At 55.5% G+C, this 25,107-nt stretch carries 20 protein-coding genes and 1 other RNA gene; 9 read left to right on the forward strand and 12 right to left on the reverse strand.

The genetic code is table 11. The annotated features are described in order from the left end of the window. Positions 1–29: 29 nt before the first annotated feature. A complete protein-coding gene (locus tag BFG58_RS05170; protein WP_069719392.1) occupies positions 30–668 on the forward strand; it encodes a winged helix-turn-helix transcriptional regulator in 639 nt (212 codons plus the stop codon). 15 nt (positions 669–683) lie between these two features. Here the strand turns inward: BFG58_RS05170 and BFG58_RS05175 are convergent, their stop codons facing one another. Genes BFG58_RS05175 through BFG58_RS05200 form a run of 6 tightly spaced genes read right to left on the reverse strand, consistent with a single transcriptional unit; the run spans position 684 to position 6,685 of the window. Further along, positions 684–1,325, reverse strand: coding sequence for a LuxR C-terminal-related transcriptional regulator (locus tag BFG58_RS05175; protein WP_069719393.1), 642 nt, complete (start codon positions 1,323–1,325; stop codon positions 684–686). Positions 1,326–1,366: 41 nt separating this feature from the next. Continuing rightward, on the reverse strand, positions 1,367–1,879 hold the full coding sequence (locus BFG58_RS05180; RefSeq protein WP_069719394.1) for a fimbrial protein: 513 nt from the start codon (positions 1,877–1,879) through the stop codon (positions 1,367–1,369). A gap of 11 nt (positions 1,880–1,890) precedes the next feature. Then, positions 1,891–2,838: a fimbrial protein gene (locus tag BFG58_RS05185; protein ID WP_069719395.1), complete on the reverse strand. Its 948-nt coding sequence runs from the start codon at positions 2,836–2,838 to the stop codon at positions 1,891–1,893. Position 2,839: 1 nt separating this feature from the next. Next, positions 2,840–5,377, reverse strand: coding sequence for a fimbria/pilus outer membrane usher protein (locus BFG58_RS05190; protein WP_069719396.1), 2,538 nt, complete (start codon positions 5,375–5,377; stop codon positions 2,840–2,842). A gap of 42 nt (positions 5,378–5,419) precedes the next feature. After that, positions 5,420–6,097, reverse strand: coding sequence for a molecular chaperone (locus BFG58_RS05195; RefSeq protein WP_069719397.1), 678 nt, complete (start codon positions 6,095–6,097; stop codon positions 5,420–5,422). A gap of 57 nt (positions 6,098–6,154) precedes the next feature. Continuing rightward, positions 6,155–6,685, reverse strand: a complete 531-nt coding sequence (locus tag BFG58_RS05200) for a fimbrial protein (RefSeq protein WP_048222693.1) — start codon at positions 6,683–6,685, stop codon at positions 6,155–6,157. A 421-nt stretch (positions 6,686–7,106) separates the two neighbouring features. Between BFG58_RS05200 and BFG58_RS05205 the strand changes: the two genes are divergently transcribed. Together BFG58_RS05205 and BFG58_RS05210 are read left to right on the forward strand one after the other, a co-directional pair. Continuing rightward, on the forward strand, positions 7,107–7,766 hold the full coding sequence (locus BFG58_RS05205; protein ID WP_069719398.1) for a winged helix-turn-helix transcriptional regulator: 660 nt from the start codon (positions 7,107–7,109) through the stop codon (positions 7,764–7,766). A 77-nt stretch (positions 7,767–7,843) separates the two neighbouring features. Beyond that, entirely contained in the window at positions 7,844–8,473 is a 630-nt protein-coding gene (locus BFG58_RS05210; protein WP_069719399.1) for a helix-turn-helix domain-containing protein, read from the forward strand. Between the two features lie 50 nt (positions 8,474–8,523). On the opposite strand, the gene BFG58_RS05215 is transcribed toward BFG58_RS05210, so the two are convergent. From BFG58_RS05215 to BFG58_RS05225, 3 genes are all read right to left on the reverse strand, one after another. Continuing rightward, on the reverse strand, positions 8,524–8,718 hold the full coding sequence (locus BFG58_RS05215; RefSeq protein ID WP_003857766.1) for a YdiH family protein: 195 nt from the start codon (positions 8,716–8,718) through the stop codon (positions 8,524–8,526). A gap of 85 nt (positions 8,719–8,803) precedes the next feature. Then, positions 8,804–9,214, reverse strand: a complete 411-nt coding sequence (menI, locus tag BFG58_RS05220; protein ID WP_021241102.1) for a 1,4-dihydroxy-2-naphthoyl-CoA hydrolase — start codon at positions 9,212–9,214, stop codon at positions 8,804–8,806. After that, a complete protein-coding gene (locus tag BFG58_RS05225) occupies positions 9,211–12,267 on the reverse strand; it encodes an FAD-binding and (Fe-S)-binding domain-containing protein (protein ID WP_069719400.1) in 3,057 nt (1,018 codons plus the stop codon). The genes menI and BFG58_RS05225 overlap by 4 nt, the downstream gene beginning before the upstream one ends. Positions 12,268–12,466: 199 nt before the next feature. Between BFG58_RS05225 and ydiK the strand changes: the two genes are divergently transcribed. Continuing rightward, complete coding sequence (ydiK, locus tag BFG58_RS05230; protein ID WP_045910283.1) at positions 12,467–13,582, forward strand: AI-2E family transporter YdiK; 1,116 nt, start codon at positions 12,467–12,469, stop codon at positions 13,580–13,582. A gap of 209 nt (positions 13,583–13,791) precedes the next feature. Beyond that, positions 13,792–13,899, forward strand: an RNA gene (rprA, locus tag BFG58_RS05235) — antisense sRNA RprA. A 5-nt stretch (positions 13,900–13,904) separates the two neighbouring features. Here rprA and BFG58_RS05240 read toward each other — a convergent pair. From BFG58_RS05240 to ppsA, 3 genes are all read right to left on the reverse strand, one after another. After that, positions 13,905–16,280 carry a glycoside hydrolase family 3 N-terminal domain-containing protein gene (locus BFG58_RS05240; protein WP_069719401.1) on the reverse strand — a complete coding sequence of 792 codons (2,376 nt, stop codon included), beginning with the start codon at positions 16,278–16,280 and terminating at the stop codon, positions 13,905–13,907. A gap of 3 nt (positions 16,281–16,283) precedes the next feature. Continuing rightward, the gene (locus BFG58_RS05245) at positions 16,284–17,684 is read right to left on the reverse strand and encodes an MFS transporter (protein ID WP_069719402.1); all 1,401 of its coding nucleotides are present in this window, start codon (positions 17,682–17,684) and stop codon (positions 16,284–16,286) included. A 233-nt stretch (positions 17,685–17,917) separates the two neighbouring features. Beyond that, positions 17,918–20,296, reverse strand: coding sequence for a phosphoenolpyruvate synthase (gene ppsA / locus BFG58_RS05250; protein ID WP_045910280.1), 2,379 nt, complete (start codon positions 20,294–20,296; stop codon positions 17,918–17,920). Between the two features lie 335 nt (positions 20,297–20,631). Here ppsA and ppsR point away from each other — a divergent pair, with 335 nt between their 5' ends. The 4 genes from ppsR to BFG58_RS05270 all read left to right on the forward strand — a co-directional run bounded on the left by ppsR (position 20,632) and on the right by BFG58_RS05270 (position 25,103). Next, complete coding sequence (ppsR, locus tag BFG58_RS05255) at positions 20,632–21,465, forward strand: posphoenolpyruvate synthetase regulatory kinase/phosphorylase PpsR (protein ID WP_008500644.1); 834 nt, start codon at positions 20,632–20,634, stop codon at positions 21,463–21,465. A 152-nt stretch (positions 21,466–21,617) separates the two neighbouring features. Then, entirely contained in the window at positions 21,618–22,664 is a 1,047-nt protein-coding gene (gene aroH, locus BFG58_RS05260) for a 3-deoxy-7-phosphoheptulonate synthase AroH (protein ID WP_069719403.1), read from the forward strand. 196 nt (positions 22,665–22,860) lie between these two features. Then, positions 22,861–23,043 carry a hemin uptake protein HemP gene (gene hemP / locus BFG58_RS05265; protein WP_045910279.1) on the forward strand — a complete coding sequence of 61 codons (183 nt, stop codon included), beginning with the start codon at positions 22,861–22,863 and terminating at the stop codon, positions 23,041–23,043. A 77-nt stretch (positions 23,044–23,120) separates the two neighbouring features. After that, positions 23,121–25,103, forward strand: a complete 1,983-nt coding sequence (locus BFG58_RS05270) for a TonB-dependent hemoglobin/transferrin/lactoferrin family receptor (RefSeq protein WP_069719404.1) — start codon at positions 23,121–23,123, stop codon at positions 25,101–25,103. Positions 25,104–25,107: the final 4 nt, after the last annotated feature.

Below are 25,107 nucleotides of genomic sequence, written 5' to 3' on the forward strand. Positions count from 1 at the left end.
ACTGGAAGGTTTGACGGACAGGCGCGCGTATGCTCGATGAGTTCTCCACAAAATGGGTATGTGATCCTTCATCAGCGACACAATTGCTGATCGATTATCTTAAACACGGATCAGATTTGAAAAGAGTGCTGCCACGCCGTCGATTAAATTTTGTGGTTGGCAATGAACGTCTCTGTTATGTATTACTCAAAGGACGCGTCATGATTCACCGCGGCAACGACGATTTAGCGATGGCAACGGTTCAAGGACCCGCGGTGATCGGCCTCAGTAATCTGCATCAGACCCAGATGCGCGGCTATATCAAAACGTTTAATAACTGTGACATCGTTACCCTCAAAATGGATTTCGTTAATACGACTATTACGAATCATAACCTTTGGGAGCCCCTGGCATATCATCTGATGGGCCTGGCAGGTAAGCTATTTCACAGTTATGAAGATTTAACGGGACCTTCCGCTTATGACATTGTAAGCGCACAACTTTATGCCCTTTCAAACGAAGAATCCTCATACAGACTCAACGTTACTGCAGAAAGCTATATCAGAGATAAAACCCACCTTTCCCGTAGTGGCGTGATGCGCATACTGTCGGCATTAAAAGAAGGCGGCTATATCGAAATGCAAAGAGGAGTGTTACTCAATATTGTTAAATTGCCTGAAAAATTTTGATAGATAATGACTGGGTCATGCGTCATTGTTTTCCAGCAATTCGCGAAGCAGGTTCGGCCGGCTCTTTTTCTCCATCAACCTTCTCAGCAATGCGATCATCTCGTAATCGTTTCGCAGATTAAATTTTTGCATCATCATATATTTGTGGGTAAAGACCGTTTTCTCGCTCATATCGAGCGCGTGAGCGGTCTGCATAACCGACAACCCTCTGTAAAAATTCACCATAATACGAATTTGTTGCCGGGATAAACTTTTATGCTGGCAGTTGAAACAGTTCCTTTTGGTCCACGTGTAACCCGGTAGTCGCGTCCTGAACCACGCGATAAACAGTTCGCCACTGATTCGATCAATCGATGCACGGCGAGGAAGTAAAATGATGTCCTGAAAGCAGGAGGGCAACGCCGAAACCGGCTGCTCATCGTCGACGAACCCTATCACAATCCCTTTTTGCCGGGTCAGTAACTCGGGAAAACAGGTCAGTGTTTCACCCTGACATAATGACAGAATAATAATATCGGCCTGACTGACGTTTTCATGGGTTAAGCCAGTCTTAAATGTGATAGAGCGATGAAAGTTATGCTTAAAAAAACTCTCTAAAAAGTCCTGCAGCCCAGCCTGAAAAAACAGATCCGTTTCCTGAATCAGAATATTTAACATAGTTCATACCAACATCTTTAATAAACAGGTATCACTGACATTCAGTTGTACTGCATCGTCATCACGACAACGGCACTGATGCTTCCGGGCGTAGTACCGCCTGAAGCGGATTTTACCCAGGCCTGCATAGGCATTGTTGCAGTGCTGTCTGCCGCAATGGTCTTTGTGATGCTGGAGCCCGTCCCTTTAAGCGAGCCGGTTGCGGCGTCACTCATGGCGACGGCAACGCCGGTGGCCGAGCCGCTGTTCATGTAGTAGTCCGCGCCTGCTGCGGGATCAGGGGTTCCTGCGAACGTCACCGTGACGCTACGGGTTCCCAGCGGACAGCTTGTAAAGAGCAGATCGAACGCAACCGGGTCTGACGTGGACCCTGGCGTCACCATATTGGAAGCCTGAATATTGCCGAGGTTGATATCCAGATTCGTATTCCCCCCGTTAAATACGCAGGGCGACGCAACGATATTTCCCGTTACGCCGATATTGACCGCATCGGCGGAAAATGCCTTCCAGCTCAACAGGGCAAGCAGGAGAGTTTTTTTGTGCGATATTTTCATCTTCTCACCGGCTACTGGTAGGTTAAATTAAGCGTGGCCGAGGCGTTTGCCGTTCCCGACTGAACGGTCCCCAGCGTTTGATAATAACGGGCCGTTAATGGGAGTGTTTCGACCCCACCCGCGGACTGTTTTAATAGCAGGCGGCTGTTCATGGCTAGCGGAGTACCGTTATAGAGGAGCTGAACGCCCACCCCTTTTGCCGTTCCGGTATTACCCTGCCCCGTAAGGGCCATCACGCTGGTATTGCTGATATCCGGGTTTTGGATGCCGCTTAACGTGACGTTGATGTTGGTCCCGGCGCTGCAGTTTAATCCGAGATTCTGCGTATTTTGCGCCCCTGCCGGCGACGTTCCCACGCCTGCGTTAAAGGAAGAGGCAGGTATATTTCCAATGGCGAAAGTCAACTGTGGCGTATTGATCGTGCACGCCAGGGCATTGATCGTTCCGCTGCTCAACTGCGTTATCAGACCATCGCGATAAATAGCGTCGCTGCCCTGAAGGGTTACCACGCCGATTACGCCGGGGGTGAGCGCCCCTGAGGAAACCGGCCCGGTCACCACCAGTTCAATTTTTCCGCCATACCAGTCGACGTATGAGGTTTGTGCGTTATATGAGAAGGTATTGCTCGGGTTTTCGAAATAATTATTCGATGAAAATCGGATCCCAATCCCGCTGACGTTGGTGTTGTAAACATGATTCCCATAGGTACTGAGCGTGGCGCCGTTATAACGCATGCTAAAACCCAGCATTAATGGATTGCTGCAACCGGTCAGATAGGATCCCGTGTTTGACGCTGCCCCGGAAAATATCACCGTTCCCACAGGCGCATCGCGCTGCACGGTGAGGGTACCTACCGACAGCGTAGACGTCTGCGGTACGATCGTCGTGCACGTCCCGGCGTGGGCATAATTCCAGCCCGCAAAAAAACAGGGCAACAGCATAAATTTCATCGTTTTCATCTTAAAGTTCCTGACGGCAAAGGGCGTTAATGAGGGTGACACCACCGTAGGTGGCCTGTTTCGGCAGGGTGAAATCCACGCGACACTGCTGGGCGGACTGATTTCCCCATGCCACGACCAGTGTCCCCTGCTCGCTCATGCCGGTTAAATAGACCTGTCCTCGATCGCCAACGATAAAGCCACCGCGACCGTCTTCGGCGAGCGTCACCACCGCCCCAAACGGAACGAAGCGGCCGTTGTCCATCAGGGTCATCAGCACCTTGCGCCCCACTTTGGAAAGGTAATCAGCCCTGACGACCGCCCCTCGCGTCGGCGTGACCGCACGCGTATTGATCTCCAGCTCAACGTCGTCAGGCATATTTTCTGGATCGAGCGTGAGGTCGTTTTTACGGTACACGGAGAGATTGCTGACTACCGTAAAGCCCCGGTAGTCCGTTCGCATGCCGGACTGGTTTCGAATATCCACCCCGTGGGCGCCGGGTGCCTTAATCAGGGCATTGGTTTCCCCCAGCGGCAGGGAAAAGGTGATACCGTCCGCGTGGGCCAGGATCCCCCCCTGCAGGCCGTAGTTCAGGCGCTCGCTGCTCCTGTCGTAGCCATAGCCCGCAGTCACTTCGCCGTAGGTACCTTTGTAGTCACCGTTCATGTTGCCGGTATAGTCGACGCCGTCCGTACCGTAGCCCTGCTGCACGTTCCAGTTCAGGGCATGGTTTTCCAGGGCCACGCCGTTCATACCCAGGTTGTGCGTGGTGCCATTATTCTTGCTGGCGTTCATGCCATAGTTTGCCCACGTCTGCGGGAGGAATTTATCCAACGGCACACTGACGTTAAATGCCAGAAGCTGATCGTGGTCATACGTTTTGCTGCTCCCGCTACCATAAGAGGCGGTGCTAGCGTTTCTGCTGTATGTCCAGGTCACGCCATAACTGATGTTATGCCAGTAGTTGTTATACCCGACGCTCCAGGACGCCATCGATTTACCCGAATTCCAGTAGTCTTCCCGCGCGGCGCTGAGGGTCAGGGAACCTAAATCCCCGCCCAGCGTCTGGCTCATGGTCAATTCGGCGCGGTTACGCCTCCTGTCCTGCAGCGCGGCACTGTCTCCCCAGGAATCCAGCACTTCCTGCATCCCGTAGTAGCCGCTGGTCGAATAGCGATACCCCGCAATCGAGAAGTTCGTTCCGGTATCGATAAAGTTCTTGCTGTACCGCGCGCGCCAGGACTGCCCGCTGGTTTTTGCCGTGTTATCCGGTGTAGACCAGGCCTGGGTGACGTCGGTGGAGAGCGCACCAAAATCCCCCATGTTTGCCCCCCCCCCAACGGCGAACGAGCGGTACTTGCCCGATCCCTGCACGCCACCGTATAGCGTCAGGCCATGCGGGAGACCATAAATACCTGTCAGTTGCCCGAAAGGCGTCTTTTCCACGCTGCTGTTGTAGGCGCGATACTGACCGCCCGTGATGGCATACTTCAGACGCCCTTCGCGCTGCAGCACCGGCAGTGAGGCGTAAGGCAGTGTGAAATGCTGTTCGCTTCCATCCGCCTCTTTGATTGTCACGTCAAGATCCCCGGCACCGCCCGTCGGATACATGTCGGTTATCTCAAACGCCCCCGGGGCGACGTAGCTCTGATAGATCTGATAGCCATTCTGGCGCACCACCACCTGCGCATTTGTGCGCGCAATACCGCGAACAACGGGCGCGTAGCCCTTCAGAGAATCCGGCAGCATGTCATCGTCGGATGCCAACTGACCGCCGCGAAAAGGCATACTGTCAAACACGTCAGCCGGGGAAGAGCTGTCGCCGAGTGTCAACTGCGCCTTCAGGGGAATAACAGCCCGCTGCGCATAGGTGTATACGGTGTCCCATTTATCCTGACCCGACGCCTCCCGGGACCAGGTTGTGTAGTTGCGCAGGCGCCACGGCCCAATGTTGATCCCCGGACGCAGGTTGGCATACTGGCTGTCAGTTCTGGCAGCCTCACCGGTTTTCGCCCAGGTATTGGCCCCGCTCAGGCTGTAATTGAGCATGGCGGCATTGATACCCTCGTCCCACATTTCCGGCGGCACATAGCCACGCGCCGGTATATCGATAGCGGCCTGCGGAATACTGATAACCAGACGCTGCGCGTTGAACTGGAAATCCGTCGAGGACAGCGGAATGGCCATAAGATCGGCACAGGTGCTTTTCGCTGAGGCCAGCTGAGGAAATAGCGCTGTCTTCACGCCCCACTGTTTTAATTGTTCAATGCTCAGGCACGGCTGTAATACGTCATTTCCGTCGGGCGTTTTCGCTGCGTCAAAGGTAATATCCCGGGTCTCAATGAGCCGATCGTCAAGAATAATATCAACATGGTACGTACCCGGCGCCTGAGAGCCTGCTTCAAACGCGGATAAATCGGCTTTCCCCATGCCTGGGTTATCCAGCTCAACCAGTTCAGTATTAAACGTTTCGCTGGCATAAAGCGTGGGAGAAGACCCCGTCATCGCCAGAGCGATGAGTGTCGCCAGGCGTCGTACTTTATGATGTTGTATTTTCATTGCGGATGACCTGAGTAATGCGGGTATTACCGTTTGCCAAAATCACAAACTGGCTTGATGCAACGCGCCGGGGCTTCCATAATCGTTGATAACTTTAAACGTCAGCGTATTTCCGCGGGTTCCATGAGATAACGGGAATCGGGCCGACGCGCCGGGTAATACATACGAAACATCGTCCAGTTTTTTTCCGCCCACGGATATTTCATTAAAATTGATGACATAGGGAGTCGGATTCTTTACCTGAATTTCATTCCCGTTGCGTTGCCATGTTAATTTTCCGGCCTGATCTTCGGGCGTTGACGCGTGAAGACTTGCCGGGCGATAAATCAACTTGATACGCGTTTTAACTGCAATTTGCAGTGAATTAACCTGTTTCGTTGCAGAAGGAATGGCTTTTATATTGAGCCAAAATAAACTTTCTTGTTCCTGAGGGAGTGACCCGGTCATGACAATGCGTTCGATATTTTTCTGGCCACCATCCAGTCGATAAAGCGGAGGCGTAATGATAAAAGGCGCTTTATCTGTTTTCCCCTCCGGCACGTCAATCCACGACTGAATTAAAAAGGGCACGCTATCGGCATTGTCCACGCTAATGGATGCTTCTTTTTTTGCACCGTCGAAAATAACGCGCGTGCCGCCAATAATGACGCCAGCATGGGCCATTGAAAATGTCAGTGGTAACGCTGCCGCGGCCAGGCCGATTGTTGTGATAAAACGCATTGAATACCTCATAAAACAAAGGGGCCGGGTGGCCCCATACTGATTACTGCAAAAGACTTAGTTATAAACCACAGAGAAGTTAGCAACCGAGTTAGCCGGGCCCGCGGTCACTGATGCCGCAGTTGAAATATACTGAGCATAGAAATTGAGCGTATTATCAGCGGTGCTGCTCAGCACATAGGAATAGCTGTTGCTACCATGCAGCGGCAGATCGGCCTTATCGGCCGTCATCAGGTTGATGGCCACGCCCGTTGCAGCTCCCACAACGGAGGAATCAATCGCCAGCAGGTTTCCGTCGGTTAAATCTGGCGTGCCGTCAAAACGCACCTTCGCGGAGGTAACGGTCACCGGGCAGTTTTTCAGTACGATATCGAACTGCGTCGCTGCGGTTCTGGAACCCGTTGTCGGAAATTCTGTTTTATAATAATCGCCGAGAACCACGACCTGATTCTGAGATGCCACATCTACATCGCAGGCATTATCCAAAATATTACCGTTAAAATTAATCGTACCTGCCGCCGCGAAAGCCTGAGTCATTGTCAATGCAGAGCCTGCCGTAAAGATGGCAACAATAATTTTCTTTTTCATAAAGCCATTCCTGTATTACTTTATTTATTACTGATATTCAGGCAAAACAGACGTTCCTCATTCTGCCATTCTTTTTCAGAGGCCATCAGAAACAAAATATAGCTCTCATCGTGTCGAGCGTTTCAGATTTGTGTTTCTGTCGACGAGTCAAAATTTATACAACACTTTTCTACGAAACAATCTTTTTTCAGGTCTAGCTGTAGACTGGGGTTTAACAAATAATAAACATTTTGATTGCGTGTTTTATCGCCAGTCTACTTTTAGACCTTCACCGTTTAACGATAAAATTCATAACGTTAAGATTCTCAACACCTCCGGTCTATTATTAGACTTTTGAGTGTTATTCCCTGCTTCGCAGCTTTTTAAGATAATTCTCCATGTCGATTGGAAAACGATCGCATCTGTTGACGTGAGGTATATTATGAACACGCGAATTGCAGCCGTATTAGACAATGAGAAATCGTTGGTGCTGGGATTAAAACCCTTAAGACACATAGAGCGTTTAATTGATAATGTCCTTCCTGGCGCAGAGAAGATCATTCTTTCGAAAAGTGAAGTCGTACAGTATTACCGAAATGACGAACGCCACTGTTTTATGCTGTTACACGGCAGCGTGGCATTGCACCGCCGCGGCGACGGTATTGTGTTAAATTCGGAATCGGCTCCCTTTATACTGGGTGTCAGCAGTCAGTTTTCATCGGAACATCTTTACGTCAGGGCACTGGAGACATCAGAACTCGCTTGCGTGTCGCTGGATGCGTTTAATAAAGTGGTTGCACAGCACGATCTCTGGGAACACTTTTCTAAAGTGCTGATTTATACTGCATCGCGGGTGTACGAGCACTGCGCGCAAATTTCACAGATGTCCGCATACGATATCATCCGCTTTCAGCTGGTTGAATTAATGCAGGAACCTGAGACAATTAGACAAAACATCACCGCAGCGGCCTATATTAAGAGCCGTACCTATCTTTCCCGCAGCGGGATTATGCGGATTCTGGCAGAACTGCGTACGGGGAAATACATCACCATGGAACGTGGCGTGCTGATTGAGATTAACCATTTACCTCGGAAGTACTGAAATCACAATAATATCTGGAGATAGCGCGAGAGAAGAGCGAAACTATAAGCATAAGATTATCTTCCAGGTTTACGGCTATGTCCTATACAGATAAATCGTCTCGCGGTTCCCCTTACGCCCAGGAACTGATCGCGCATCTGGAGCCCTATTGCACCGTGCGTCGAACGGGCCGCGGCGAACGACTTAACCTTGAGGTTGACGGTCAGGGGATCTGTTATTTAATCCTTGAGGGAACGATTGCCATCTACCGCAGCAGCGATAACATGATGCTTTCTACCTCCCGCAGCCCTACCCTGTTTGGTCTGGCTAACCTGACAGACATCTATTTTAATGATTACCTCATAACGGTGAGCCCTTGCCTGATTGGCAGTATCCCTACTGAACAGGTAGCTGACATTATTAAAGAAAAAGGGCTTTGGGGGCTGCTCTCTCAACAGCTCGTGTATGTCTATAGCCGTCTTTATAACAACGTGATGCCGCAGGGCGCGCCCACGGCGTATGAGATGATTCGCCAGCAGCTCATAAAACTGATGGATGAAGATGAGAGCTATCGCGGCAGCGTGACGGCGGAAAGGTATATCAGGGAGAAAACCCAGCTCTCCCGCAGCGGCGTGATGCGCATTCTGGCGGATTTAAAAACCGGCGGATTTATCGAAATGGAAGAAGGCAGGCTTATTAAAATCAACAAGCTCCCCGCTAAATACTGAACGTCAGACACAAAAAAGGCCGCTCTTGCGGCCTTTTCAACATTACTCTCTCAATGGACGTGAACGCCCAACCGCCAGGCAAAGTAGATCTCTTCTTTCAGCTCATTCGAAGAGAGCGCCAGCAAATCTGTAAATTCCAGCTCAAGCTGTTTCAGCTTTTTCAGGTACTGCGCCGGGGACAGATTGCTCTTATCGCGACGTAAATATTCAATTGCCAGCTGTGTTGGGGTTATTTCAGTATCCATGATGTCCTCGCTTATGTACAAAACCTGACCAGTATATCACAACCCATTGACTAGTTTTTGACCAAAGGCAAAACATCTGAAAACTTTACACGACCGCCGTCGTCAGCCGCGACGAGCAGCACAGGCGATCCTGCTCGTCGAGAATGTCAATCTGCCATACCTGATGGCGGCTACCGGCGTGCAGCGCGCGGCAAACTCCGCGCACGCGCCCGCTGCGTACCGAGCGGATATGGTTAGCATTCACCTCGAGTCCGACCACCTTCTGCTCCCCTTCGGTACAGAGATATCCCGCCACCGAGCCCAGGGTTTCGGCCAGCACGACGGACGCCCCGCCGTGCAATAAACCAAACGGCTGATGTGTGCGACGATCGACGGGCATGGTGGCCTCGATATCATCGTCGCCAATGCGGGTGAACTGGATGTCCAGCAGCCCCACCATATTCCCCTCGCCCATGGCGTTCAGCGCCTGCAGCGTCACGGCACGTTTCCAGATCATCCAATTATCTCCAGTAAAGCCTGCAATGGGTGACGTACACCGTTACCTTCTACCCGTTTCACCTGGCTTCGACAGGAGTAGCCCGTCGCCAGACAGCGGTTTCGCGGCAAACGCTGCATCGCCTGATGCCAGGACAGCTCATAGATGCCGAGCGAGTTGGCGTGGTTTTTCACTTCGTGTCCGTACGTGCCGGCCATGCCGCAGCAGCCCACGCTGACGCTCTCCAGCTTCGCGCCAAAGCGGGCAAAAACGGAGGCCCACTGCGCGGGGGCGCCCGGCAGCGCGGTGACTTCCGTGCAGTGTCCGAACAGATACCACGGTTCGCCGCTGACATCCTGAACAGCTTTGCCTTCCAGGGCCATCGGCAGCCACTCGTGCACCAGCATGACGTGGAAATCACCGCGCTTGTCGCCTAGCGTCTGCTTGTATTCATCGCGATAGCACAGCACCAGCGCCGGGTCGACGCCGACCATCGGTATCGCGAGTTGCGCCACGCGGTTTAAGAAGTCAGATGTTTTCTGCGCGGTCTTCGCAAAGCGCGTCAGGAAGCCTTTAATGTGCTGCGCCTTACCGTTGGGTGAGAACGGCAGGACCACCGGCTGATACCCCAGCTTTTCGGTCAGGCGGATGAAATCCGCCACCACCTGGGCATCGTAGTAGCTGGTAAACGGATCCTGCACCACCAGCACCACCTTCGCTTTTTGCTCAGGCGTGAGTGCCTCCAGCTGCTCCAGGGTCATGTTCGCCGAGCGATGCCCGACGAGCTGGCGCTGCAGAGACGGCACCGACAGCAGCGGCAGATCGACCATGCCGATATGTTTTTCGGAGAGCTTGCGCACCAGCGGCTGGTTGATAAAGAAGTTGAAGGTCTTCGGCGCACGCGCCATCAGCGGCGCGTAGCTTTCCACCGTCGCCACCAGATGGTCGCGCACCGGGCGGAGGTAGCGGGTGTGATACAGCTGCAGGAAGCGCGAGCGGAATTCCGGCACGTCGATTTTAATCGGGCATTGGGTTGAGCAGGCTTTACAGGCCAGACAGCCGGACATCGCCTCCTTCACCTCATGGGAGAAATCATACTCGCCCTTGTTGGCATGCCAGCTGTTGCGGGTGCGTTCAATCAACGAGCGCAGGCTGGCCCGTTTTTCCGGAAGCTGCTGCTCCAGCCTGAGCGGGTCAACCCCGCGATCGGCCAGCAGACGCAGCCATTCACGCACCAGCGTCGCCCGCCCCTTTGGCGAGTGGATACGGTTGCTGGTGATTTTCATCGACGGACACATCGGGCTTTTCACATCAAAGTTAAAGCACAGGCCATTGCCGTTACACTCCATCGCGCCGCGCCAGGAGGAGCGCACGGCAATCGGGATCTGTCTGTCGTACGTGCCGCGCTTGACGGCATCCACCTGCATCATTGGCGCGTCCACGCCTTCAGGCGGGCAGATTTTGCCCGGGTTGAGGCGGTTATGCGGGTCAAACGCCGCCTTCACCTTGCGCAGCTCCGCATAGAGCTGTTCACCGAAGAATGCCGGGCTGTATTCCGCGCGGAATCCTTTCCCGTGCTCTCCCCAGAGCAGACCGCCATATTTGGCGGTTAAGGCCACCACATCGTCGGAGATCTGCTTCATCAGGATCTCCTGCTGCGGGTCGCACATATCCAGCGCCGGACGCACGTGCAGTACCCCGGCATCGACGTGGCCGAACATGCCGTAGCTCAGGCCGTGGCTGTCCAGCAGGGCGCGAAACTCGACGATATAATCCGCCAGATGCTCAGGCGGCACGCAGGTATCTTCGGCAAAGGGAATCGGCTTCGCCGCCCCTTTCGCATTGCCGAGTAGGCCCACGGCTTTTTTACGCATCGCATAGATACGCTCAATCCCGGCCAGATCGTTACAGAGCTGCCAGCCGATCACGCCGCCTTCGCCCTGCGCAATCAGCTCATCCAGCCGCTGGCAGAGCGTGGTGACCTGGCTCTCAATCAGCGCCGCATCGTCGCCGGCAAATTCCACGATGTTAAGACCGAGCATCTCTTTATCCGGCACGTCGGTAATGAGATCGCTGACGGAGTGCCAGACAATATCTTCCCGCGCCAGGTTGAGCACTTTGGAGTCAACCGTTTCCACCGACAGCGCTTTCGCTTCCACCATAAACGGCGCATTGCGCAGCGCGGAATCGAAGGAGTCATATTTGACGTTCACCAGCCGACGCACCTTCGGCAAGCGGGTGATATCCAGCCGCGCCTCGGTGATAAACGCCAGCGTCCCTTCGGAGCCGGTGAGCACGCGGGTTAAATCAAACTGGGTCAGGTCGTCGTTAAAGACGTGACGCAGGTCGTACCCGGTCAGGAAGCGGTTCAGTTTGGGGAACTTATCGAGAATAAGCTGGCGGTTGTCGCGGCAGCGCTCCAGCACGGTACGATAGATGCGTCCGCTGGCCGTGTTATCTTTGCCCAGCGTTTCCGCCAGTTCGACCGGCATCGGCTGCGTATCGAGAATATCACCGCCCAGCAGAACGGCACGCACGCCCAGCACGTGATCGGAGGTTTTGCCGTAGACCAGCGAGCCCTGACCGGAAGCATCCGTGTTGATCATCCCGCCGAGGGTCGCGCGGTTACTGGTGGAAAGCTCCGGAGCAAAAAAGTAACCGTAAGGCTTGAGGTACTGGTTAAGCTGATCTTTGATAACGCCCGCTTCGACCCGCACCCACCCCTCTTCCGGGTTGATCTCAATGATGCGGTTCATATAGCGCGACATATCAACAATGATACCCTGATTCAGCGCCTGACCATTAGTCCCGGTGCCGCCGCCGCGCGGCGTAAAGACCAGCGAGGCGAAGCGCTCCTGCGTGGCCAGCCGGGCGATAAGCGCCACGTCAGCCGTTGAACGAGGGAAAACGACGGCATCGGGAAGAAGCTGGTAAATACTGTTATCGGTCGCCATCGTCAGCCTGTCGGCATAGTTCGTGGCGGTATCACCTGTAAAACCCTGTTGCTCCAGTGCTTGCAAAAAATTAAGCACCAGCTGAACGACGCCAGGTGCCTGAGAAATCTGTGGGATCATGACTGTCGACCCTAATTAGAGTTGTATGAAATCGTTTGCGTGTATCTTAAAAGTTTTATCACATTTTTTTCTTATAATCTCTGCCGAATTACAGGCAAAATCCGCCTGTCAAAAACCGCTGAGATCATCAATGATTAGAGAGACGCGGTTTTCCGTTCCCGCCAGCCACGCTGGCGTTCTTTTAAGGAAAGTTTCATTTATGGTCAATCTTCGCCAGCCCAGGGATGTTGCGCAAATTTTGCTGTCGGTGCTGTTCCTGGCCCTCATGATTATTGCGTGTCTGTGGATTGTTCAACCCTTTATTCTCGGCTTCGCCTGGGCCGCGACCGTTGTCGTTGCCACGTGGCCTCTGCTGCTGCGTTTACAGAAGCTGCTGTTCGGCCGCCGCGGGTTAGCGGTGCTGGTCATGACGCTCCTGCTGTTCCTGCTGTTTATTATTCCGATTGCCCTGCTGGTGAATAGCCTGGTGGATTCCAGTGGCCCCGTTATTCGCGCTATTAGCAGCGGTGACCTGACGCTGCCGGATCTCGCCTGGCTGAACAGCATTCCGGTGGTGGGCGCCAAGCTCTACAGCGGCTGGCATAGCCTGCTGGAGATGGGCGGCAGCGCGCTGATGGCAAAAGTCCGCCCGTACATTGGCACGACCACGACCTGGTTTGTGGGTCAGGCGGCGCATATCGGCCGGTTTATGATGCACTGTACCCTGATGCTGCTCTTCAGCGCCCTGCTCTACTGGCGCGGCGAGCAGGTGGCTTTAGGCGTTCGTCACTTCGCCACCCGCCTGGCGGGCAAACGGGGTGACGCGGCGGTTTTACTGGCTGCGCAGGCCGTGCGCGCGGTGGCGCTGGGCGTGGTGGTGACCGCGCTGGTGCAGGCGGTGCTGGGCGGTATCGGTCTGGCGATTTCCGGCGTACCGTACGCTACCGTGTTCACCGTGGTCATGCTGATGACCTGTCTTGCGCAACTGGGACCGCTGCTGGTGCTGGTCCCTAGTATTATCTGGCTGTACTGGACGGGTGATACCACGTGGGGAACGGTGCTGCTGGTCTGGAGCTGCGTGGTCGGCACCATGGATAACGTCATTCGTCCGATACTCATCCGCATGGGTGCTGACCTGCCGCTGATCCTGATCCTCTCCGGGGTCATTGGCGGACTGATTGCCTTTGGCATGATAGGCCTGTTTATTGGCCCGGTATTGCTCGCCGTCACCTGGCGTCTGTTCTCCGCCTGGGTGCATGAAATTCCGCCTCCGGGAACAGACCCGGACGTGATTTTGAGCGAACTGGAAGAGCTGGAAGAGAAGAACACGCATTAAGTTTTTTTGCCGGGTGGCGCTAACGCTTACCCGGCCTACATTCCCCCTCACAATACTTTAACGCTGCTAAAGTATTTATTCGTTGCGCACTGGTCAGACCCGCCTTTTTTGCTCTAAGTCCGCTATTCACCTTAAAAAATCTTTACGTCTCTTTAACTATTGAGACGAATCCGATCGACGCTAAAAGATGACATGCCTACTATTAGGACACGGTTATAGATCAACACCTTGATTTATAAGCATGGAAATCCCCTGAGTGAAACAACGAATTGCTGTGTGTAGTCTTTGCCCATCTCCCACGATGGGCTTTTTTTTATCCTGACTACCCGCGCTTAACCTCACAGGTACTGAGCATCCGCCACTCAGCAGGCAGCACCCGCGTTTCCCCTGTCACATTAACCGTCACCGCCGCGCGGATATCCGCCGACGATGCGCCAACCTGCAGTTCAAACTCGCCCGGCTCAACGATACGTTTCCCGTCCCGGCGGGTAAAGTTGAACATCTCAACCGGTAGCGTAAAGCTGACCGTAGCGGTTTCGCCCGGCGAGAGCGTGACGCGCTGGAACGCCTTCAGCTCCTGAAGCGGACGTACCTGGGTGGCGACCTTATCCCTGACGTAGACCTGCACCACCTCGCTGCCGCTGCGTTCCCCGGCATTGGTGATATCCACGCTCAGCGTCACCTCGCCGTCGACCGGCACGCTGCTTTCAGCTACGCGGGCAGCCCCCCAGCTAAACGTCGTCCAGCCAAGGCCGAAGCCAAACGGATAACGTGAACCGAAGTGGAACGCAAACGGCGTGCCGCCGCTTTTGAGCTTGTGATTGTAGTAATACGGCATCGCACCGGCGCTTTTCGGCACGCTCACCACCAGACGCCCCTGCGGCTCAGCGCGTCCCGTTAGCACGTCCGCGATCGCCCAGCCCCCTTCCTGCCCGGGCGCCCACGCCACCAGCAGCGCTGCAATCTTATCCTCCAGCCCCTGAAGGTTGTACGGGCGCCCGCCGGTCATCACGACAATCACCGGTTTGCCCGTCGCCACCAGCGCCTCCAGCAGCTGTTGCTGCACGCCCGGCAGATTCAGGGAGTCGGTGTCGGAACCTTCCCCCACGGTTCCGCTCTGGAACAGCCCGGCGAGATCGCCCACGCAGGCCACCACCACGTCACTCTCCTGCGCCGCGTTCACGGCCTCGGGGATCAGCGCGGTGCTTTGCGAGACCGGCGACTGCTGCATCGGCTTACCGCCGCTGTCGCCCGGGAAGACCGGCGCACCCGCCATCCGTTTCTCGATGATGTGACACCCTTTGGCGTAACGGACCTGCGACGCGCCGAGGTAATGTTCCAGGGCCGCGCGCGGGGTCGTTACCTGCGAGGTCTCTTCAACCATATCGCTGATGATCAGATGTACCGGGAAGCTGTAGCCACTGAGCAACGCCAGCGGATCGTCTGCCGTCGGCCCCACCACCGCCACGCGAGGCTTACCGCCGAGCGGTAAAATACCGTTGTTTTCCAGCAGCGTGACCGATTTCGTCGCCACCTCCCGCGCAACCTGTCGGGTGGTGTCATTTTGCAGATCGATACCATTTTCATCCGCGTACGGGTTTTCAAACAGGCCCAGGCGGAATTTTTCGGTCAGCACGCGCGCCACGATCTCATCCACCCTGGTCATAGAAATCAGCCCGCGCTCAACGGCGTCCGCCAGATGGCGCGCACAGTCATCTTTCGGCAACTCGACGTCCAGCCCGGCGTTAAAGGCCAGCGCGGCGGATTCGGCTGCATCGTGGGACACCCCGTGATGCTGGTGCAGCAGGCTGACGCCACCGTAATCCGCGACAATAATGCCGTCGAAGCCCCACTGTTCGCGCAGGACGGTGGTCAGCAGGAAGCTGTCGCTGTGCCCCGGCTGATTGTCGATATCGTGGTAGGCCGGCATCACCGACCCGGCATTGGCCAGCTTCACCGCCATTTCAAACGGCAGCAGGAAGGTGTCGTTCAGTTCGCTAAAGCCCAGATGTACCGGCGCATGGTTGCGCGCCCCTTCGCTGAACGAGTGGCCCACGTAGTGCTTGAGCGTCGCCAGCAGGTCGCGCTTATCGCCCTGTAAGCCTTTCACGTAGGCGGTCGCCATCACGCCCACCAGCCAGGGGTCTTCCCCGAAGGTCTCTTCGGTTCGCCCCCAGCGCACGTCGCGGGAAACGTCCAGCACCGGCGCCAGCCCCTGCTGGCAGCCGACGGATCGCGCCTCTTTGCCAATCTGCTCTGCCGCGCGCTGTACTAGTTCAGGGTCCCAGGTAGAGCCGTAGTTCAGCGACGACGGGAACAGGGTGGCGTCTTTGCACAGCAGCCCCACCAGGCACTCTTCATGGAACAATGCCGGAATGCCGAGGCGCGTCTCTTCCATCATCATGCGCTGCAGGCGGTTAGCGGCGCGCACCCCGGTTTTCGCGTCAACGATATGGGTACCCAGCGGACGGGTGATCTGCCCGACGCCCAGCTTTAGCCGTTCGCTCAGCGCAGCCTGCTCGCTCACGCCAGCGAATTCATCGCTGAGATCGCTGCGTTCGCGATGGTTGCCGTTTTCATCGAGGATCAGCCAGTAGGCATGCATCTGGGCGAACTTCTCTTCCGGGGTCATACGCGCCAGTAAATCGGCGACGCGCTCGTGCACGGGACGTCCCGCGTCCTTATAGATAGCTGTCATGTTTTACTCCTGTAGTGCGGAAGGGATTGTTGGGCTGAGCTGCCCCGCGTCGGGTCTCACCTCACGCTTGCTGGCCAACTCCCGGGCGATGGAATCCACCAGCCGACTGTTGAGCTTGTAGATAGCAAGCAGCGCGACCATGCAAAGGAACAGTGCGCAAGGGATAAGGGTGAACAGCGCGTTAATCGTAGAGAGTACGTGGGGCGCCTGAGTTGCCTGTCCCGGGGCGTAATCCACCATGCCCAGCACCCAGCCAACCACCGCGCCACCCAGCGCCAGGCCGAATTTGATGGCAAACAGTGCGGTGGAAAAGACCAGCCCGTCAAGGCGGCGGCCGCTGCGATGCTCTTCGTAGTCGACCACATCGGAGAACATGGTCCACTGCAGCGGCGTGGTCAGGTTTTGCACAAAGCTAAAGACGATGTTGAGGCCAAAAATCAGCCACACCTGCGAAGGCGGCAGGAAGAAAATCAGCGCGCCGAAAATAACGAAGGAAATAATGGTCCACTGGTAGGCGCGCACGCGGTCAAATTTCCCCAGCAGCCGTTCAGATAATAATGCGCCGCTTAAGGAGGCGACCATTCCGGAAACAATAAAGGCAAAAACCAGCTCCGGGCGCAACAGCACATAGTTCACGTAATACATCGTGGCGGAACCACGCGTTACCACCGCCGTTAACAGCAAAATATTAAACAGGAAAACAATGCGCCACTGGCTGTTACCGGCCAGCAGTTTTAAATCGGTGAGCATCGAGCCGGAGGTATCATTGCGCGGCGAATAGCGCTCTCGGGTCATGAGGAAACAGCAGAAAAAGAGCACAATGCCCAGCAGCCCCATCAGGCTCATGGCATAGAAATAGCCTTTCTGCACGTTGCCCTGGCCTAACAGCGAGACCAGCGGCAGGGCAATCACCGTCACAATCAACCCGCCGATAAACGACAGGCCAAAGCGCCACGACTGCAGGGAGTGACGCTCGCGCGGATCCATCGTCAGCGCGCCGGGCATGGCGCAGTAAGGTACGTTAATGGCGGAGTAAATCAGGCTTAAGATCGCGTAGGTCACACAGGCATAAACGATTTTCGCCGTCGGTCCCACGTCCGGTACATAGAAAGTGATGAGGCAGCTTACGCCAAACGGAATGGCGAACCACAGCAGCCAGGGACGGAAACGACCGTGACGCGTCTGGGTGCGATCCACCAGGGCGCCAATGCACGGGTCGACAAACGCATCAACCACGCGCACCACTAAAAACATGGTGCCCATGATTGCGGCGGGTAGCCCAAAAACGTCCGTATAGAAATAAGCGAGAAATAAGGTTGCCGTTTGCCAGACCAGCGCGCTGGCCATATCACCTAAGCCATAACCTATTTTATCTTTGGTACGCAATACAGAGGAGAGTGTCATTGTTATTTGCCTTTTTATCAGGTTAAAACGTATTTCAACCAGTTGCGCATCACTGAAAGGGAAATGCGCAGTAAGGCTCAAGTATTAGCAACGTGTTGCGCGCTAACAATTGTCTAAATTGACAGACAAATTATGATATTTGGTTTTTTACTTTATTTGTGATGGGGAGCAAATATGAAATGAAATAAAAAAGGCGAGGAATAATATCCTCGCCTTTTCGGGTCAGCGTGACGTTACTTGTTCAGTTCCGCCAGGCTCAGCCAGGTTTGCACCACCGTATCCGGGTTCAGGGACAGGCTATCAATCCCCTCTTCCATCAGCCAGGCAGCGAAGTCTTCATGGTCGGATGGACCCTGACCACAAATCCCGACGTATTTGCCCTGCTTCTTCGCCGCGCGGATGGACAGGGAGAGCAACGCCTTCACCGCCTCGTTACGTTCATCGAACAGCTCGGAGACCACGCCGGAGTCGCGGTCCAGACCCAGCGTCAGCTGCGTCATGTCGTTCGAACCGATAGAGAAGCCGTCGAAGTGCTCCAGGAACTGCTCGGCCAGCAGGGCGTTGGACGGAATTTCACACATCATGATGATCTTCAGCCCGTTCTCGCCGCGCTTCAGCCCCTGACGCGCCAGCTCGTCCACAACCGCTTTCGCCTGATCCACGGTACGTACGAACGGGATCATGATCTCCACGTTGGTCAGCCCCATGTCGTTGCGCACGCGCTTCACCGCCTCACACTCCAGCGCGAAGCAGTCGCGGAAGCTGTCGGACACGTAGCGTCCGGCCCCGCGGAAGCCCAGCATCGGGTTCTCTTCTTCCGGCTCGTAGCGCTCGCCGCCGACCAGGTTGGCGTATTCGTTAGACTTAAAGTCAGACAGACGCACAATCACGCGTTTCGGATAGAAAGCGGCACCCAGCGTCGCGATCCCTTCGGTCAGACGGCCGACGTAGAACTCTTTCGGCGAGTCGTAGCCTTTCATCATCTCGCGGATTTCGTTCTGCAGCTTCGGATCCTGGTCGTCAAACTCCAGCAGCGCACGCGGGTGAACGCCGATCATACGGTTGATGATAAACTCCAGGCGCGCCAGGCCTACGCCTTCGTTTGGCAGGCAGGCGAAGTCGAATGCGCGGTCTGGGTTACCGACGTTCATCATGATCTTCAGCGGCAGATCCGGCATGGTATCCACGCTGGAGCTCTTCACGCTGAAGTCGAGGATATCGGCATACACGTAGCCGGTATCGCCTTCGGCACAGGAGACGGTCACGTTCTGTCCGTCCTTCATGCGCTCGGTAGCATCACCGCAGCCGACAACCGCAGGAATACCCAGTTCGCGTGCAATGATCGCCGCGTGACAGGTACGGCCACCGCGGTTGGTGACGATAGCCGCCGCTTTCTTCATGATCGGTTCCCAGTCCGGGTCGGTCATGTCGGTCACCAGCACGTCGCCGGGCTCAATACGGTTCATCTCGCTGATGTCGTGGATCACTTTCACCGGACCAGCACCGATGCGGTGACCGATAGCACGGCCTTCCGCCACGATTTTGCCCTGGGCGTGCAGCGTGTAACGCTCCATCACCTGGCCGCGAGAGCGGACGGTTTCCGGGCGCGCCTGCACGATAAACAGCTTGCCGGTGTTCCCGTCTTTCGCCCATTCGATATCCATCGGACGGCCGTAGTGTTTTTCAATCTGCACCGCCTGCTTCGCCAGCTCCTGCACTTCGGCATCGGTCAGGGAGAAGCGGTCGCGCTGCTCCTGCGGTACGTCTTCAATTTTAACCTGCTTGCCATGCTCCTGGGTCGGGGCATAGATCATGCGGATTTTTTTCGAGCCCATGGTGCGGCGCACCACCGCCGGACGGCCAGCGGCCAGCGTAGGCTTGTGAACGTAGAATTCGTCAGGGTTTACCGCACCCTGCACAACCATCTCACCCAGACCCCACGCGGAGGTGATAAACACCACCTGGTCGAAGCCGGATTCGGTATCAATGGAGAACATCACGCCGGATGAGCCCACGTCCGAGCGCACCATGCGCTGCACGCCAGCGGAAAGTGCCACGCCGCGATGGTCGTAGCCCTGGTGCACGCGATAGGAGATTGCACGGTCGTTAAACAGGGAAGCAAACACGTGCTTCACGGCCACCAGCACCGCATCGTAACCCTGGACGTTCAGGAAGGTTTCCTGCTGCCCGGCAAACGAGGCGTCCGGCATGTCTTCCGCGGTCGCAGAGGAACGCACGGCAAAGGAGGCCTGCGCATCGTCAGCAGAGAGCTGGTTGTATGCGTCGTGAATGGCTTTTTCCAGTTCCGGCTGGAAAGGTGTGTCGATGATCCACTGGCGGATCTGCGCCCCGGCTTTGGCAAGCTCGGTGACGTCATCAATATCCGTTTTATCCAGCAGGTCGTAAATGCGCTGGTTAACACCGCTCTGGTCTAAAAACAGGTTAAAGGCATCGGCGGTGGTGGCAAACCCGTTCGGTACGGAGACACCCATACCCGACAGGTTTGTAATCATTTCACCCAGGGAGGCATTTTTGCCCCCAACTCTGTCTACATCATTCATGCCGAGTTGGTTATACCAAAGCACCAGCGGTGACGAGCCATTGTTGGACATCGAAACAATCCTTTTGTGATATTTGATCGGAGTAAGTAACACCTGACTACGTATTTATACTGGCATATTTATTTCCGCTAAAAAAACGGTGAATCGTGTAAGCAATTTAAAATTTCAACTTTTCGGATACTTTCCCATCAACGATTAACCCGATGATTCCTCTATATTCAGCCAGAAACCCCAAAAATAAAGTTGCTATTTGAAAAATGAAATCCACTTTTCAGGAAAATCAAAAACAGCGTTTCATTCATAATTAGGATAAGTTCTTTGCTGTGTAAATTACTTTTTTAATTTATGCTTTCAGACAATTACGTCTGATATTCAGGGTGGGTAAAATGGATAGTGCTGTCGATCGTCACGTTTTTTATATTTCTGATGGTACGGCGATCACCGCCGAGGTGCTGGGCCACGCGGTGATGTCGCAGTTTCCCGTATCGATCAACAGCATTACGCTGCCGTTTGTCGAAAATGAGAGCCGCGCCAAAGCGGTGAAGGACCAGATCGACGCCATTTACCAGCAGACCGGCGTCCGCCCGCTGGTGTTCTACTCCATCGTGATCCCCGAGATTCGCGCCATCATTCTGCAGAGTGAAGGCTTCTGTCAGGATATCGTGCAGGCGCTGGTGGCTCCGCTGCAAAGTGAGCTGAAGCTCGACCCGACGCCTATCGCCCACCGTACCCACGGGCTGAACCCCGGCAACCTGACCAAGTACGATGCACGTATCGCCGCCATCGATTACACCCTCGCGCACGACGACGGTATCTCTCTGCGTAATCTCGACCAGGCGCAGGTGATCCTGCTTGGCGTGTCGCGCTGCGGCAAAACGCCGACCAGCCTCTACCTGGCGATGCAGTTCGGCATTCGCGCCGCCAACTACCCGTTTATTGCTGACGACATGGATAACCTGGTGCTGCCCGCCGCCCTTAAGCCGCTGCAGCACAAACTGTTCGGCCTGACCATTAATCCGGAACGCCTTGCCGCCATCCGCGAAGAGCGCCGCGAGAACAGCCGTTACGCCTCCATGCGCCAGTGCCGGATGGAGGTCTCCGAAGTGGAAGCCCTGTACCGCAAAAATCAGATCCCGTGGCTGAACAGCACCAACTACTCTGTGGAAGAAATTGCCACCAAAATTCTCGACATCATGGGGCTTAACCGCCGCATGTACTAATATGCTAGTACATTAGCTCAGATTCAGGTATCATCATCGGCAACCACGGGGCGGTGTCGCCCCGAACTTGAAATCAGCAGGGATTGGTTTAAGGTGATGCCCATCACTTCCCGGTAGTCTGCCGATGAAGCAAAAATTTTCTGAGACATTCCATGAATAAAACCGATGAACTCCGCACTGCGCGCATTGACAGCCTGGTTACGCCGGCTGAACTGGCCCAGCGGCATCCTGTTTCCGCTGCCGTTGCGGAACACGTGACGGCCTCCCGCCGCCGCATTGAAAAAATACTGAATGGTGAAGACAAGCGTCTTCTGGTGGTGATTGGTCCCTGCTCCATCCACGATCTGGATGCCGCGATGGATTATGCAAAACGGCTTCAGGGCCTGCGGGATAAGTATCAGCACAGCCTTGAGATTGTGATGCGAACCTACTTTGAAAAACCGCGGACCGTGGTGGGCTGGAAAGGGCTGATTTCCGACCCTGACCTGAACGGCAGCTATCGCGTGAACCACGGCATCGAGCTGGCACGTAAGCTGCTTTTGCAGGTCAACGAGCTGGGCGTGCCGACCGCCACCGAGTTTCTTGATATGGTGACCGGGCAGTTTATCGCCGATCTGATCAGCTGGGGCGCGATTGGCGCACGCACCACCGAAAGCCAAATCCACCGCGAGATGGCCTCCGCCCTCTCCTGTCCGGTCGGCTTTAAAAACGGGACCGATGGCAATACCCGTATTGCGGTTGATGCCATCCGCGCTGCCCGTGCCAGCCACATGTTCCTGTCGCCGGACAAGAGCGGTCATATGACCATCTACCAGACCAGCGGTAACCCGTACGGGCATATCATTATGCGCGGCGGCAAGAAACCCAATTACCATGCACAAGATATTGCGGCAGCCTGTGAAACCCTGGCCGAGTTCGACCTGCCGGAACATCTGGTGGTGGACTTCAGCCACGGCAACTGCCAGAAGCAGCATCGCCGCCAGCTGGACGTTTGCGATGAGATCTGCCAGCAGATCCGCAGCGGTTCAACCGCTGTTGCAGGGATTATGGCGGAGAGCTTTATCAAAGAAGGCACGCAGAAAATCGTTGCTGGCCAGCATATGGTATACGGACAGTCGATCACCGACCCGTGCCTGAGCTGGGAAGACAGCGAGTTGCTGCTGGAGAAACTCGCAGCAGCCGTGGACACACGCTTTTGACATCCTGCCGGGTGGCGCTGCGCTTACCCGGCCTACGATTCTTGCCGTTGTAGGCCCGGTATGGCGAAGCCGCCACCGGGCTTTTCATTGCACAATATTGATCCTCTCGCCCTTTTTTCACAAAAACGCTTGCCGTGAATTTGCAGTTTATTGATAATGATTATCATTGTTACATTGATTGTTATTTATAAACATTATGTCACGTACGGATAACAGCGCGGCAACGCCAGCAAAAACAGACACAGCACCAGCCCCTATCGAGCGTCGGATTGACAGCAAAACCCTGCTCGGTGATGAGGGCCGGGTCATTATCGAGCATGACGGCCAGCGCTATCTGCTGCGCCAGACCCATGCCGGAAAACTGATCCTCACAAAATAAACAACACAAAAAACTACGCCAGCCACCCAGGTAAACCCCAGGCAGCCAGCGCTTTTCAATTCTAATGGAGAGTTGCTATGCCACACCTGCCTTCCGCGTCTTTACGCCCGTCACTTCTGACGCTGGCAATTGTCAGCGCCCTGCCGACCGCGGCGTTTGCTGCCACAGATGACATTACCGTCACCGCCACGGGCAACGCCCGCAGCGCCTTTGAAGCCCCCATGATGGTGAGCGTGATTGACGCCAGCGCGCCGGAGAAGCAAACCGCCAGCTCGGCGGCCGACCTGCTGCGTAGCGTCCCCGGCCTGACGCTGGACGGCGCCGGGCGCACCAACGGGCAGGACGTGAACCTGCGCGGCTATGACCGGCGCGGCGTGCTGGTGCTGGTTGACGGCGTGCGTCAGGGCACCGACACCGGTCACCTGAACAGCACGTTCCTCGATCCGGCGCTGATTAAACGTATCGAAGTGGTTCGCGGCCCGTCGGCCCTGCTGTACGGCAGCGGCGCGCTGGGCGGCGTGATTTCCTATGATACCGCCGATGCAAAAGATCTGCTGGAGCCGGGTAAAAACAGCGGCTACCGCGTGTTTGGAACGGGCGCGACGGGCGATCACAGTCTCGGCATGGGGGCCAGCGCCTACGGCCGCACCGACACCCTGGACGGTCTGGTGGCCTGGTCCAGCCGGGATCGCGGTGATATTCGCCAGAGCGACGGAGCAACCGCCCCTAACGACGAATCCATCAATAACATGCTGGCGAAAGGCAGCTGGAAAATCGACCCGGCCCAGACCCTGAGCGGCTCCCTGCGCTACTACAATAACGACGCTCAGGAACCGAAAAACCCGCAAACCCCCGGGGCGGACAGCAGTAACCCGATGACCGATCGCTCCACCATTCAGCGTGACGCGCAGGTGGGCTATCACATCGCCCCGGAAGGTAACGACTGGCTGAACGCCGACGCGAAGGTCTACTGGTCCGAAGCGCGCATTAATGCCCAGAATATCGACAACAGCGGTGAGTTCCGCAAGCAGACCACCAAAGGTGGCAAGGTGGAAAACCGCACCCGCCTGTTCAGCGACACCTTAGCATCACACCTCCTGACCTACGGCGGGGAATATTATCGTCAGGAGCAGCATCCGGGCGGGGCAACCACCGGCTTCCCGGAGGCGAAAATCGACTTCAGCTCCGGCTGGCTGCAGGACGAAATTACCCTGCGCGATCTGCCGGTCACCCTGCTGGGCGGCACGCGGTATGACAACTACCGCGGCAGCAGCAATGGCTACGACGATGTCGATGCCGATAAATGGTCCTCCCGCGCCGGGTTGACCGTCAGCCCGACCGACTGGCTGATGCTGTTTGGCTCTTACGCGCAGGCGTTCCGCGCCCCCACCATGGGTGAGATGTACAACGACGCCAAACACTTCTCCATTGGCCGCTTCTGTACCAACTACTGGGTGCCGAACCCGAACCTGCGCCCGGAAACCAACGAAACGCAGGAGTTTGGTTTCGGTCTGCGCTTTGACGATCTGCTGCTTGCCAACGATGCGCTGGAGTTTAAAGCCAGCTATTTCGATACCAAAGCCAAAGATTATATCTCCACCACCGTCAATTTCGCGGCGGCAACCACCATGTCGTATAACGTCCCGAACGCCAAAATCTGGGGCTGGGACATGATGGCAAAATACTCTGCCGACCTCTTCAACCTCGACCTGGCCTACAACCGCACGCGCGGGAAAGATACCGATACGGGCGAGTACATCTCCAGCATCAACCCGGATACCGTTACCAGCAAGCTGGACATTCCGGTGGCACAGAGCGGATTTTCCGTCGGCTGGATTGGCACCTTTGTCGATCGCTCAACGCATATCAGCAGCAGCTACAGCGAGCAGCCGGGCTATGCGGTCAATGACTTCTATGTCAGCTATAAGGGCCAGGAGCGGCTCAAAGGCGTGACCACGACGCTGGTACTCGGCAACGCCTTCGACAAAGCGTACTGGTCACCTCAGGGCATTCCGCAGGACGGCCGTAACGGGAAGATTTTCGTCAGTTATCAATGGTAATCCC

The sequence above is a fragment of the Enterobacter sp. ku-bf2 genome, assembly GCF_001742765.1.
GTDB classification, from domain to species: domain Bacteria; phylum Pseudomonadota; class Gammaproteobacteria; order Enterobacterales; family Enterobacteriaceae; genus Enterobacter; species Enterobacter quasiroggenkampii.